This window comes from Paenibacillus sp. TSA_86.1 (assembly GCF_052691815.1).
In genome coordinates this window covers 906,483-919,377 of sequence record NZ_JBQZGE010000001.1, presented here as the reverse complement: position 1 = coordinate 919,377, position 12,895 = coordinate 906,483, and the positions used below count along the sequence as shown (strand labels likewise).

Annotated in this window: 11 protein-coding genes; 5 read left to right on the top strand and 6 right to left on the bottom strand. The window is 49.1% G+C overall.

The window, feature by feature from the left end; genetic code table 11:
- Positions 1–51: 51 nt before the first annotated feature.
- From ACUTVW_RS04280 to ACUTVW_RS04270, 3 genes are all read right to left on the bottom strand, one after another.
- Complete coding sequence (locus tag ACUTVW_RS04280; RefSeq protein ID WP_445644630.1) at positions 52–1,386, bottom strand: DRTGG domain-containing protein; 1,335 nt, start codon at positions 1,384–1,386, stop codon at positions 52–54.
- Positions 1,387–1,586: 200 nt separating this feature from the next.
- The gene (locus ACUTVW_RS04275) at positions 1,587–1,874 is read right to left on the bottom strand and encodes a hypothetical protein (protein WP_445644629.1); all 288 of its coding nucleotides are present in this window, start codon (positions 1,872–1,874) and stop codon (positions 1,587–1,589) included.
- A gap of 113 nt (positions 1,875–1,987) precedes the next feature.
- A complete protein-coding gene (locus tag ACUTVW_RS04270) occupies positions 1,988–2,335 on the bottom strand; it encodes a YlbF family regulator (RefSeq protein ID WP_434751972.1) in 348 nt (115 codons plus the stop codon).
- Positions 2,336–2,568: 233 nt separating this feature from the next.
- Between ACUTVW_RS04270 and ACUTVW_RS04265 the strand changes: the two genes are divergently transcribed.
- The 5 genes from ACUTVW_RS04265 to ACUTVW_RS04245 are packed head-to-tail and all read left to right on the top strand — an operon-like array spanning position 2,569 to position 8,913.
- A complete protein-coding gene (locus tag ACUTVW_RS04265) occupies positions 2,569–3,936 on the top strand; it encodes a YheC/YheD family endospore coat-associated protein (RefSeq protein ID WP_445644628.1) in 1,368 nt (455 codons plus the stop codon).
- Between the two features lie 29 nt (positions 3,937–3,965).
- Positions 3,966–5,165 (top strand): YheC/YheD family endospore coat-associated protein, encoded by a 1,200-nt coding sequence (locus ACUTVW_RS04260; RefSeq protein ID WP_445644627.1) that lies wholly within the window; start codon positions 3,966–3,968, stop codon positions 5,163–5,165.
- A 52-nt stretch (positions 5,166–5,217) separates the two neighbouring features.
- Positions 5,218–6,591: a YheC/YheD family protein gene (locus ACUTVW_RS04255; RefSeq protein ID WP_434751975.1), complete on the top strand. Its 1,374-nt coding sequence runs from the start codon at positions 5,218–5,220 to the stop codon at positions 6,589–6,591.
- Entirely contained in the window at positions 6,591–7,697 is a 1,107-nt protein-coding gene (locus ACUTVW_RS04250) for a YheC/YheD family endospore coat-associated protein (protein WP_445644626.1), read from the top strand. Before ACUTVW_RS04255 ends, ACUTVW_RS04250 begins: the two co-directional genes overlap by 1 nt.
- 37 nt (positions 7,698–7,734) lie before the next feature.
- On the top strand, positions 7,735–8,913 hold the full coding sequence (locus tag ACUTVW_RS04245; RefSeq protein ID WP_445644625.1) for a YheC/YheD family endospore coat-associated protein: 1,179 nt from the start codon (positions 7,735–7,737) through the stop codon (positions 8,911–8,913).
- Between the two features lie 166 nt (positions 8,914–9,079).
- Here ACUTVW_RS04245 and ACUTVW_RS04240 read toward each other — a convergent pair whose 3' ends face one another.
- From ACUTVW_RS04240 to ACUTVW_RS04230, 3 genes are all read right to left on the bottom strand, one after another.
- A complete protein-coding gene (locus tag ACUTVW_RS04240; protein WP_445644624.1) occupies positions 9,080–10,990 on the bottom strand; it encodes an alginate lyase family protein in 1,911 nt (636 codons plus the stop codon).
- Entirely contained in the window at positions 10,987–11,322 is a 336-nt protein-coding gene (locus ACUTVW_RS04235; RefSeq protein ID WP_445644623.1) for a cupin domain-containing protein, read from the bottom strand. The genes ACUTVW_RS04240 and ACUTVW_RS04235 overlap by 4 nt, the downstream gene beginning before the upstream one ends.
- Before the next feature lie 93 nt (positions 11,323–11,415).
- The gene (locus ACUTVW_RS04230; RefSeq protein WP_445644622.1) at positions 11,416–12,816 is read right to left on the bottom strand and encodes an ABC transporter substrate-binding protein; all 1,401 of its coding nucleotides are present in this window, start codon (positions 12,814–12,816) and stop codon (positions 11,416–11,418) included.
- Positions 12,817–12,895: the final 79 nt, after the last annotated feature.

The following is a 12,895-nucleotide window of genomic DNA, read 5'->3' as shown; positions in this document are numbered from 1 at the left end:
TGCGTGGATATGGTTTTCAGCCATCGGCTTGCCCAACATATACAGTTTATTCTAAGCGTGGTCAATGGATTGCAGCGTCATGACCGCTTTGCATACCACATTGCCCTCGCGAGTAATGACGATATCCATTTTACATGTCCGGCGGCTCGTCTCCAGAATCATGGGGCGCACCATAATCTGATCCTCAATCTGTACCGGGCGGACAAAATAAGTCGTTACGTTATCGACCACATGGTCGTTGCCCGTGACGTCCCATGCTGCTCTACGTGCAGCTTGTGTCATGACATTCAGCAGCACCCCTTCCGAGATCGTACCCAGATCCGTTGCCATCTGAGGAATAATAAAGCCGTGGAACAACAGTTCATTCTGCTCCCCACGCTCCTCCGCGAATCCGTTCCAGATCAGATGATCAAAGGTCTCGCCAAGCTGAGGCTGCTTCTGCGCATCACGCATGGCCTGCAACACTTCCTTGCGTGTAACGGAAGCAATAAGCTTGCGGTTGCGATCAACGATGGGCAGGAAGTCAATGCCTTCCCAGGTCATAATCTGCGCGGCGGAAGCGAGAGATGTCTGCAGCGAGGCTGTTATCGGTCGGCGGACAACACACTTTTCAATACTTTGTTCCGCCTGCAACTCACTGACATCCTTGAGACTCACAATCCCGATCACACGATTCCATTCATCCACAACCGGGAAACGGTGTTCCCCTGTCTCCGACACTAACTTATGAAAATCCGCGGCGGAACTCGTCACTTTGAGCACCTGCAGACGCGGTTTCTGACCGATGATATCCTCCACCAACATAATTTTTTTCTTGATGAGCCTGTCAAAGATGGCACGGTTAATCATGGAGGCTACCGTGAAGGTATCATGTCTGGAGGATATAATGGGTAATCCAAGCTCATCTGCCATAATCCTCACATCCCTGCTTGTACCAAAACCACCCGTAATTAACACGCCTGCACCCTGTTCCAATGCCAAGGAGTGGGCATCTTCCCTGTTCCCGACAATAAGCAAACTGCCCGCATCAATGTAACGAGCCATCGCCTGCTCCTTCATCGCCCCGATCACATACTTGTGCAAGGGTTTCCCCAGTCCTTCATTACCGCCCAGCACATGTCCCTCCACTATAGTAACCACATCGGCAAAGGTCAGCTGCTCTGACATGCCCCGAGGTCTTTTCTCGATCCGCACCGTCCCGATTCTCTCTTTGGTCACGACCAGTCCGAAGTTCTCTGCCTCTTTGACAGCACGATAAGCTGTTCCCTCACTTACTCCCAGTTCACGCGCAAGCCCGCGCACCGAGATTTTGCTGCCTACCTTCAATTGTTCAATATGCTGTAGAAGCTGTTCATGCTTCGTGACATTCTCTTCCTGCCCGTCCATCTGTACCACCCCCGAGGTTGCATCTGTACTATACTGTATCTATTATAACACGACCTAAGGAAAATAACCCCATCTGGTACCTGAACTTGTTAGGAAAAAACATCTCACTTCTATCGTGAAAGATTCGATCACGGATGTTCTACTGAAATACACAAATAAGACCGAAACCCCCTGATTCAAGGATTCCGGTCTTATCCAGTTCACACCGATTTGCTCCGCTCCTGCTTGTCCAGCAGTTTCATCTCCCATTGCCGTAACTTCGCCCGGTGTACAGCCTCCAGCGCACGTTTCTTCTCCTCGTCCACGCCAAGAATGAAATGCAGGTGAGCACCTACAATCAACAGGGAGAACAGCACCCACACGATGCCAAAAATATTAACCCAGTCCATTCCGCCAGCAAAGGAAATACGCGGGAGCGCAATCACCAGCATCGACAATGCAATCAACAGGTAGATGACATGTTTTGTCTTTTTCAACCTCTTCACCATTCACAGCTCCTTCGTTCCATATATAGCTAGTCTATGAACGATTCAGAGGTAATATGAGAGGTTTAGAGAAAAAAACAAGACAAGTCAGTGCTCGTGCTTATTGAGCTAATACCTTAAGCTTCTGCTCCGCCGTACAGATGAGCAAGGCTGTCTGCAATAATTTTATTTACATCCTCAATGATTACACTCAGGCGACGTTCTGCATCAAACAGGCGGCGAATGTTCAGGTTCAGACTTAATACCTCAAACACCTTTTCCATTTTTTCCATCTCGTCTGGTGCCGGCATATCTCCGCTCATCATGCGTTGTTGTAATTCCATCTGCTGGTTACGGAAGTTGTCGAGCATCGCTTTGGCCTCTGGATCAGCCTCAATCAATTTCATTGCAGAGGTAATCTCCTCTACCTCACTGCTCTCTCTTAGTGCTTTTGCCAGATCATTCGCTTTGTCATAAATAATCACTATAATTCCTCCTCTGATTGGTTGTTCATCCGTGTAAGAATATGCATTCTATGCTCTCAAACAAAAGGTTCTGGATCAGATCGCCCAGAAACGCCCTAAATCAAACACATTTAATTCCGGGTGGGTCAATCACCAAGGGGTATATGTCCTCATATGATGAAGCACATGCCATGTTCAGATGCCGTTCAACTTCAAGATCAGACATCAAGCTGCCGCCCGGAAGGAGATCCGTGATGTCCACTAAAAAAGTAACGATACAGGTTACCGGCTCGGGCATCCTGCAGGACGACGTCATCATGCTGGGCGAAGGAGTCCTCAAGGCACTCAAGATTCCTTCGGGAAGGCCTCTTCAGTTGCAATTCGGTTCGTACCGCCGTGAAGTTACCGTTATTCCGGTTCCCCGATATGACGGATTACGACTCAATCAGACGGTAGCCAGCAAAACCGGCCTTGTGCCCCGTTCGGTCCTGAGGGTATCTTATCGCGCTTCCAGCCATACGCTTCGCCTGGGACCCTACATCAGTGTTATGGTCAGCCAGGATTACCCCGATCAGCCCGATCGGCCCTTTGGCTCGATTACGATGTTCTGCCAGGAATTAGTGCATGCCTGCCGAAAGCAGGGCGCCTATGTATCCTTTTTCACACCGGAGGACATCGGAGCAGTAACCGGCTATATGAAAGGCTGGGTGTATGATGACGGCTGGAAAAAGACCGTTCTGCCAGTAGCAGATGTGGTCAATAACAGGCTGACGTCCCGCAAACTCGAGAACAAACCTAGCGTACAGCATTTTATGAAAGAAGTAAAATCGCTTTACGGCACACACACCTTTAATGAAAAGTTTCTGGACAAAAATGAGGTGTTTGACGCACTTAAGTCCATCACGACACTCAAACGGGTGCTGCCCGAGTCCCATCTGCTCAAAACATCAGCGACCCTTAAGACCATGTGCCAACGTTATCCGGTTATCTTTTTGAAGCCGGTGCGCGGCTCACTTGGCAAAGGCATTATCCGGGTCTCCCGCCAGCCAGAAGGAGGTTATCTGACGCTGGCGACAAGTGTTGGAGGTACCCGCAAGCAATCGTATGCTTCTCTGGATAAACTGTATGCCAGTATGTCCGGAAAAATGAAAACAACGCGTTACCAGATCCAGCAAGGGCTGACTCTGATTGATAACAGCGGCAGGCCCGTTGATTTCCGTGCGCTTGTGCAGAAGAACAAAACGGGCAAGTGGAGCGTAACCTCCATCGTCGCTCGTATCGCAGGCGGTAGTCATTACGTCTCTAATCTGGCGCGAGGCGGAAGCCTCAGCACCGTCAAAGAAGCCGTAGCCAAAACACAGCTATCCAGTGCCGCCAAAGCTTCGGCATATGCAGGACTGCACACAGCTGCTCTAGATATCGCCAAAGGCATTGAAAGTGCCATTCCGGCCCATTTCGGTGAACTCGGTATCGATCTGGCGCTAGACACGAGTGGACGTGTGTGGCTGCTCGAGGTGAATTCAAAACCATCCAAAAATGATAATACACCATTGAGCGAAAGCAAGATTCGCCCTTCGGTCAAAGCGATGCTTGAATACTCCACATATCTGGCCGGATTCTGAAGTTTATCCCAAGAAGGAGGTGCAGCAACATGTTTACATCGTCGCAGAACTTCACCATCGCTATTCTGGTTCGTGGAGCAGAAGGCTCACCTCCCTTTGCAGATGAATATTTCTGTCGCCAGCTCTGTGTGGAAAGTCCCAGGTATGGACTGCGAATCATCGTCATCCCGATCCCATCTCCGTTTGCTGAGGGCAGCATTATCAGAGGATATACCTATCATCAGAAGCAATGGAAAGCTGTTCGTATTCCAACGATTGGTCTGGTGATGAACCGTTGCCTGGGACCGCTCTCCAGAAATACAAGGCAGCAGTTGGAGCAATATTTACCTCATGCCAGTAGTCTTCGACAGCGTTCATGGTCCACCGCACTTCCTGGCAAATGGGAAGTCCATCGCGTGTTATCCAAGTCAAATAAGCTTCGGGGACTTCTTGCCCCAACCTCCCGGGTAAGGCCGTCTATTCCCTGGGAAATATGGCTTGCACGCTGGCCCAAAGGTTTATTTTTCAAACCCGCAGCAGGAACTCATGGCAAGAACACCTTTCGTCTATCGATGGGAGATACGCCATCTGTCTGGATCGCGGAAGGTCGTAATACAGGCAACGAACACTTTAATATGACATTTCATCAAGCGACGGACGTATCTTCCTGGCTGGAATCACATCAGGCTGTACAAAAGTTGATTGTGCAGCCTTATCTGGAGCTTAGCCACCTTGGAAGAGCATTTGATATCCGGGCGCTGGTTCAAAAAAACGGGCAAGGCCACTGGACGCTAACCGGATGCATGGTTCGGGAAGGAGCCGAAGGTTCTCTAACCTCGAATCTTCACGGCGGGGGTCATGCTTATCCTGCTGATGCATACCTCACTGAACGATATGGTAAGAAACAGGCAGCTTCGTTGCTGCAACAAATCAGGCATTCTGCCACACTCATTCCTCCGCTGCTGGAGAGCCGTTTCGGCAGACTTGCAGAACTTGGTCTGGATTTCGGAACGGATTCAGGTGGCAGGTTGTGGCTGATTGAAGTGAATTCCAAACCAGGCCGCACCTCCTTTGCCAAATCAGGTGACACACGCATGCATGCCCAGACGTATACACAACCGCTTGCTTACGCCCGTTATCTGTTGCAACAACATGTTCTCGCGGACGTCTCACGTCCATTGAAAATGCCGAATTCATCCAGCAAAGCTGGCCTGAAACGCATCCCGATTCCAGGCGGCGAAGGCCTGTAATGCCTGCTTGCCATGGAGCACAAGGATCTTTTTCAGGATAGGAGGATAAATCATGAGTTTGACCTTTTGTAATCTGCATTTCACCCAAAAACCCGAAAAAGTGGTGTACGTATCTAATGCTTTAATGAAAAGCCTCAATCTGTCCGGCAAAAAGACGATACATCTGCGTTTCGGGCGTGATCGCGTGCCAGCCACCATCAAACCCATTCGCAAAGCCGGGAAACATCTGTATCTGGCATCAGGCATCCGTAATTTAATGAACGTTCCCAAACGGGGTAGCATTTATCTTCGTAACCTCCAGAATGATGAAGTACAGCTGGGTCCACTCATCGGAGTGCTATCCGACGGTTCATCATCAAGCTCCAACCCTTTTGGCTCCCGTACAGGTTTCATCAAACAGCTGCTCCGTGAAGGAAGCCGCAAATCCTATATCTATGCCTTCACTCCGCGGGATATCAACTGGCAGAACGAGACGGTTTCCGGTTACTTTCTCAATGAGAGCGGAAGTTTCATCCGCAGGACGGTTCCGCTGCCCGATGTTGTTTACAACCGTTTGCCGAGCCGACGCTCCGACTTCTCACCGGCAATCAATCAGCTTCGGGAACGTTTTATTCGCCGCAAAATTCCCTTCTTCAACTGGAGTTTCTTCAACAAATCGGATATTTACAAATTGCTGGAGAACGAACCAACCGCAGGGCGTTACATCCCTGAATCCATCACCAACCCAACGATCGAACAGATGAAGGAAATGCTTGAGCGGCATCAGTTCGTTTATTATAAACCAACCGCAGGCAGCCTCGGAAACGGGATCTACCGTTTGACCTATTCGCCCAAACGTGGATATTTTGCACGTTATCGCAAAAAAGGTGGTAATGCCTTGCTACGCTTCGGTTCTTTCAATAGCCTGATGCGCATGCTTCAAGGCAGACATGGCAAACAGCTACGGGGCTATGTCGTTCAACAGGGAATACGGCTGATCGAAATTGACGATTGTCCTATTGATTTTCGTTTCCATATGCACAAAAACGGGAACAATCAGTGGGTCGTTGTCGGCATTGGCGCCAAAAAGGCAGGACGAGGAAGTGTCACAACCCATATCAAAAATGGCGGCTCTCTAATGACCCCTGAACAGGCACTTAGCCGCAATTTCGGGGAACGAGCGGGCGAGGTTCTGCAGCAGGCGAAATCTGTCGCTATTACACTGGCCCAGGCGATTGAATCCCAGCACCAGCATCTGATTGGTGAGATTGGCTTTGATCTGGGCATTGATCAGGAGGAACATGTATGGATGTTCGAAGCGAACGCCAAACCCGGACGCTCCATCTTCCGTCACCCTTCACTCCGGGTGGAGGGCAAATCGTCGGTGGAACACATCTTGGAGCATTGCCTGTATTTGAGCAAATTCCGGAAGAGGGAAGGCATTTGATGAGCCTTCACGATGATTTCAAACCTGTGATCGCCGTGCTCACCATGCATGATCAACAGCGTATGTTCAGAGGGAATCATCAAAATTTTCAGGATATTCTGCAAACGGGTGAAAGCATGGGGTATGTCGTTTATATCGTTACCGTTCGGGATTTTAATGTCACTGGACCTACCGTGAAAGGATATACGTACAACAAAGGGAGCGGCAAATGGACTTCACGGCCGTTTCCCCTCCCTCATGTGTTGTATAACCGTATTCCTAACCGGGAAGACGAGCGCAAGCCTTCGGTTCAGCGGAAAATAGAAGAATGTTTGCAATCCGGCATTGAGCTGTATAATCCGTTTTTTTTCAATAAATGGAATCTGTTCGAATGGCTGAAAAAATCCAAGTCCACCCAGCCGCTGATTCCTCACACTCGGCGGATGCGCAGTGCCTCTTCACTCGGCACGGTACTTCGAACATACCCTTATCTATATCTTAAACCAGAGAGCGGCAAAGCAGGAAAAGGCATTATGATGCTTAAATTTCAGGAAAAAGAAAAACTGCCTTACCGGCTTAAAATACAGAATACCCGGAAGAGTATGACGTACAAAGCGGCCACGTTATCCAAGTTATGGGCACGAATTCGAAAGGAAACCGGACACACGCCCTATATCATGCAGCAAGGCATTGAGCTGGCTTCTTCTCACAAGCGTCCTTTTGACCTTCGTGTGCTGGTGCAGAAAAATGGCAAGGGACAGTGGAGCGTGACTGGAATCGGAGCACGGCTCGCAGGCTCGCGCAGCATTACAACTCATGTACCTCGCGGCGGCAGTGTAGAAGACCCGGAGAAGCTGCTCACCGAACTGTTTGGAGAAGAGATGGCCACGGCTCTGATGAAGAGGGTGAAATCCACCTCACTAACGATTGCAAGACAGGTTGAGCGCGGCTCGGGACATACGCTTGGTGAAATGTCCATGGATCTTGGCGTGGATGACCTGGGAGAGCTCTGGTTTTTTGAAGCTAACGCCAAACCTATGAAATTTGATGAACCACAGATCAGACGGCGTTCACTGGAACGCATTTTCCAGTACAGCGCTTATCTTGCCCGCCAGTCTGTACGATGACGGACAGGAATACTGCATACAAAGAAGGTGATTGTTTGTGTCCTCACCTGTTCTGGGCATTATGACGTTGTATCTGAATGAACACCGCGCTCTGGAAGAACGAAGCATTTACCGCCGAATGATTCTGGAGGGGCGCAAACGGGGACTCGATATTTACGTATTCACACCTGCTGATGTACATTCTGGCGGCAAGCAGATCGAAGCAATGGTATACGAGGAAAAGAAAGGCTGGTCCAGGGAATGGCGCGCATTCCCGGATCTGATCTTTGACCGGTGTCGCATTCAGCGCAACCACCGCTTCCAGCAACTGCTTGCATTTCGTGCAAAATATGGACATCTGCGTTTCCTGAACAGGCCTTTACGCAATAAATGGACGATTCATCAGACACTCTCCGAGAAAGCCGCGTTTCGGCAGCATTTGCCGGAAACGATACTATTTCAGGATATGTCCGATGTAAACCGTATGCTGAAGTCTTCCCCGCTGATCTATCTGAAACCGATCAACGGTACGGGCGGCCGCGGCATTCTGCGCGTAGAACGCAGTAGCAAGGAGCCCAGTACGGTGCTTGTGCAGGGGCGGGATCAGAAACGCCGCATTATTACGCCGCGCAAAGTCCATCTATCAAGGCTCGGTCCCCTGCTCCAGCACTGGAATATGAAAGATAAATATCTCGTGCAAAAAGGAATTCAGCTCCAGCTCCCTAACGGAAGGGTACATGATTACCGCATGCTGGTTCAGAAAAATGGAGAAGGCGAGTGGGAGCTCACAGGATGTGCAGGGCGTATGGGCGCAGAGAAAAGTGTAACTTCCAACCTTCACGGCGGCGGTCAGGCCGTTGCCATGCAACGATTGATGAAACAGTGGATTCTTGAGGAAGAGCTACGGGAAGAAGTGACATTAACGGCAGAGAAATTCGGTATTGATGTGGCCACGTTCCTGGAGGATACCTACGGGGATCTGTGCGAGCTTGCTCTGGATTTGGCGATAGACAAGAGCGGGCATATCTACCTGTTGGAGGTCAATCCCAAGCCTGCTCGTGAGGTCTTTGCCCGAATTGGTGAACGAAGCATCTATTATAAAGCGATCACCCAGCCACTGGAATATGCCTTGTGGGTGTACCACAACCGCCCTGCGGAAGTGGTCAGAAAACCTCTTTCTCCCAGGCCCGTTACTTCTAAAGCAGCGAGAGTAAAACGCAGCCGCAGGGTGAAATAATCAACTCGATGATCATAAAGTATAACTTCCAAGCCGAACAAAACAAAAAGGATCGAAGGTTCAATAATACATTGAGCCTTCAATCCTTTTTCAGTCCTACTTCAACCTCTCTAGCTGTAAGGCATGGTGCACATCTTTTTATCCAATTTTTCGTATTCCCGTGCAATTACTTCCAGTTTACCAGATGTTCGTCGATAACAATCCGGGCTGCCTTACCAAGATACTCATAAGATAGCGTGAATCTCATTTGATCAGGCTCAAACACAACCTCCGTAACTTTCACAGCCTCCTCTGATTCATCCGCTGGCAGGCATATAGCTACAACTCCCACTTTGCCCGAGAACTCAGCTTGGCCCTGGATAACAGCTGTTTCGGACTTCGAGCCGTAGATTTCCGATACCCAGCCTACCTGCTCTGTTACCTCAAATGTGTCACTACCTTCTCCCGCCATCAAAAACTTCATGCAGAGCTTAACGGAAGAATCTTCAAATCGAATGCCAGCTCTCTGTTTAGCGCGGTCTTCCTTCCGGATCACAAGTCTGGCTTCCGGATGCAGATGGAATCTTTGTTCCAATGTATGTGTTCCCTCAGCATCCAGCCAATCAACCACCAGGAGCAAAGGTACACCTTTTCCTGCCATCACCCAACGGCGATGGGTAACCCGATCCGGCAGATGTGTATATCCATCCTGAGAAGCATCCATAAAGTGATAGTTTGCGTGACTTTCATAGCGATGTGTTGTTGCTTCTGCCTCAGGCCGCCCCCATTGCTGGGTAGATACATATGGTGTCTGGTCCGTCCCGTCTATGGTAATCGTATTATGCGCGCGCGTGCTCTTGAAATAATGGCGCCATTGCCCTTCTTCGTACGTATAACGTCCGGTGTCCGTGAAAAATAGTCGGTTATTCCACATCCATTCGATGTTCAAGGCATCCGCATGACCGTGAGCCCCACCCATTGACGCTGCATCAAAGAACAGATATTGCTGTTCATCTCTCATTACATAATATCCGGTCTTCGGAAAAGTACGGCTCGTCAATGAACGGGAAGCACCAGACTGCAATCTCATACACTTCTCATATGTGGCTGCACCTACTAACCAGAGACATTCGGAGCTGTCGGTTCCGCGTGCCATGAGATCCTTATCGCCCAGAATCGCACCCAGCAGCGTCAACCGCTGCCGCCCGTCACTAAGCCAGTCGGAATCTCCAATACCTGTTGATTGATGATCCGGTCTGATCATCGCTTCGGTAAATGCGGCCATATTACGCAAACATTCTCCGTACCACACGGAAAATGGATGCCCGGATATACCTGCCAGCAGATACGGTGTGCCAAACATCTCGATACTTGCGTTATGGTAATGGGTATTCAACTCAACCTGGATACCCTCTTCGTTCAACTGATGCAACAGACAGAGCTCCAACCGTTCGGTAGCCACTTGACGCCAGAATGGACTGCGTGGATGCTCCTTGTAAAAAGCTGCAATCATAAACAAACCCTGCATATGCATAATGGCGTGATTGATCTCTGTACTACCGAGATAATGCGTCAGGAACTCTGCATGCTCCTCCAGCCCTTGCAGAAATTCGGCCCGAAAGGCATCGTCCAGTTGCGGACTGGATTCCATATATTTGTACGCGGCAATCCAGGATTGCACACGCAGACCTGTTTCAAGCAAACGCCAAGGACCTGGTTTCTGAAAAAAAACAGCCTCGTCATACGCCAGATCAACAGGCACCTGATTCTGTTCTCTCCACGTGCGGTAGTGATCTATAAATGTCGTCACATATAACGGGTTGCCTTTCATCAGATAAGCTTTACCCAAATCAAGCATATGCCAGTGGCGGTTGATGCCCCAAGTGAACTCCAGATCATTGGTCGGATTATGAAGCCAGTCCACCGGTGTGCCAAGTGGAATCCAGTTGGTCAAATCATGGGTATACGGCACGATAAATTCATTCAGAATGGCACGGTTCGCGATCGTCACTGAATTTCGGGCTTCCTCCGGAAAGTGCTCCTGGTAGTACAGAGCTGCCTGCTGCAGTTCGTCCGCCGAAAGGTAAAAATCACTCATTGGTCAACCTCAAGGAAATCCTCACGGAATGGCGTAAACACATCCAGTATGATCGCATCTTCCAGTGCCTTTACTCCGTGGGGCACATTCAAGCCAGCATAAAAGCTGTCTCCGGCTTTGAGAATTTTGGTCTCTTCGCCCACCTGAACTTCAAAGCTTCCCTTTACAATATAACTGACCTGCTCATGCGCATCATGGGAGTGAACTTCGCCGATTCCACCTTTGCTAAACGTAACTTCGACCATCATGAGTGTTCCACCCATCCCCAAAATTTTGCGCGAACTTGTTTCGTTAATGATATGTGGTTTTACGGAATTCTGGTCAATAATCATTGGATATTCCCCTTTCCAAGGCAAGATAATTTTGAAAATTTCAGTAAAGTGAAGCGACCGAAGTATGAATACGACGGCCGCCATGTTTAGGTTTTACTCTTCTTTGGACAGTTTACCTTGAAGCTTGGATGAATCAAACGATGGATCTGCCGCAATTTTAGTCAGGCCTGCCGCTTTGCTTTTCTCAAGTGCTGCATTATACCGTGTGTTCAGATCCTCGATTACCCCATCCAGATCGCCACCAGTGAATACATAAGCGGAGAAGGCTTCAGCCCATTTCATACCTTCCAGCGAGCTCTCTGTAATGACACCTGGATTCGCAGGGAAGATTGCATCAACTCTTTTCGGCAAGAAACCTTCAATGCCTGGAATGCTAGGTTTTTTATCCGAGCTGAGTACTGCAGGGATCAGGGAGATACCATACCCTTTTTCATAATACTCGCTTTGCAGATCCGTGCTGTATACGTACTCCATGAACTTCCAAGCTGCTTCTTTGTTTTTCGAGTCGGCATTAATGCCGATATAGGAGCCGCCAATGACTTGTGAAGCGCCTTTAATCGTACCATCATCTGTTGGCACAGGTGCTGCACCCCAATTTTCTTTGGTTGGGAACTGATCTTTGTAGACGCCCGGCTCACCGGAGTGGTTAATGTACATCCCGATTTTGCCTTGTGCGAATTGCGCTCTCAGTGGGTCAATATCCAGGCTTTCTACACCTGGCAGCATGCTGCCGTCTTGATTCATTTGACGAAGTGCCTCGGCAATCGACTTGTACATACTGAAGTCAAACTGACCTGTCTTGTAGTTAAAGCCGTCGATTCCTTCGTTCGTGCTTGCACCGGCAATGGTGTTCGCCGCTCTCCAGAAACCGCTACCACTTTTGAACGGGCTGGCGAAGCCATAGATGCCTTCACTTTTACCTGCTTCGGTAATTTTCTTTGCGTCTGCTACCATCTCAGCAATGGTTTTAGGCGGAGAAGCAATGCCTGCTTTTTGGAAAATATCTTTATTGTACACCAGTCTCCAGATCTGGCCTGTATTCGGAAGGGTATAGACTTTTCCATCAATTGTATTTTTATTTTCGATCAGGCTGTCTTTGAACGTGGCCTTCATCGCATCACTCATATATCCGTCGATTGGAGCAAGATACCCCTTCTGGTAATACGTTTGGAAATCGTCAATTTGAAACACATCGGGAGCTTGTTTACTCGCAAAAGCAATATCAACGGCCTGCGGATAATTGTCACCCATAACGGTCATTTCCACTTCGATGTTATCCTTGTTGGTCTGGTTAAACTGATCAATCTTGGATTTCATAAAATCAGCATCGTGGCGATCCGGAGTCCAATAGATCACTTTTGTTTTTCCGCTGCTCTGTTCTCCGCCGCCAGCCGCTGCCCCGCTGTCCGTTGTCGTTCCACTGTCTGTTGAACAACCGGCTACGGTTAATGCAAGCACAGCACTTAGTGTAGTCATCATCCACTTCTTAACCATTGAAATGCCCCCTTATGCTTGTCTGGACAACCTGTTTGGTTCCCCGTTACCGTAATGATAAACGTTCCGCTTCAGTCGA

Bases quoted from the DNA above. Each gene is read 5' to 3' on its own strand.
- ACUTVW_RS04280 (WP_445644630.1), bottom strand. From the start codon at position 1,386: ATGGACGGGCAGGAAGAGAATGTCACGAAGCATGAACAGCTTCTACAG.
- ACUTVW_RS04275 (WP_445644629.1), bottom strand. From the start codon at position 1,874: ATGGTGAAGAGGTTGAAAAAGACAAAACATGTCATCTACCTGTTGATT.
- ACUTVW_RS04265 (WP_445644628.1), top strand. From the start codon at position 2,569: ATGTCCACTAAAAAAGTAACGATACAGGTTACCGGCTCGGGCATCCTG.
- ACUTVW_RS04260 (WP_445644627.1), top strand. From the start codon at position 3,966: ATGTTTACATCGTCGCAGAACTTCACCATCGCTATTCTGGTTCGTGGA.
- ACUTVW_RS04255 (WP_434751975.1), top strand. From the start codon at position 5,218: ATGAGTTTGACCTTTTGTAATCTGCATTTCACCCAAAAACCCGAAAAA.
- ACUTVW_RS04250 (WP_445644626.1), top strand. From the start codon at position 6,591: ATGAGCCTTCACGATGATTTCAAACCTGTGATCGCCGTGCTCACCATG.
- ACUTVW_RS04240 (WP_445644624.1), bottom strand. From the start codon at position 10,990: ATGAGTGATTTTTACCTTTCGGCGGACGAACTGCAGCAGGCAGCTCTG.
- ACUTVW_RS04235 (WP_445644623.1), bottom strand. From the start codon at position 11,322: ATGATTATTGACCAGAATTCCGTAAAACCACATATCATTAACGAAACA.
- ACUTVW_RS04230 (WP_445644622.1), bottom strand. From the start codon at position 12,816: ATGGTTAAGAAGTGGATGATGACTACACTAAGTGCTGTGCTTGCATTA.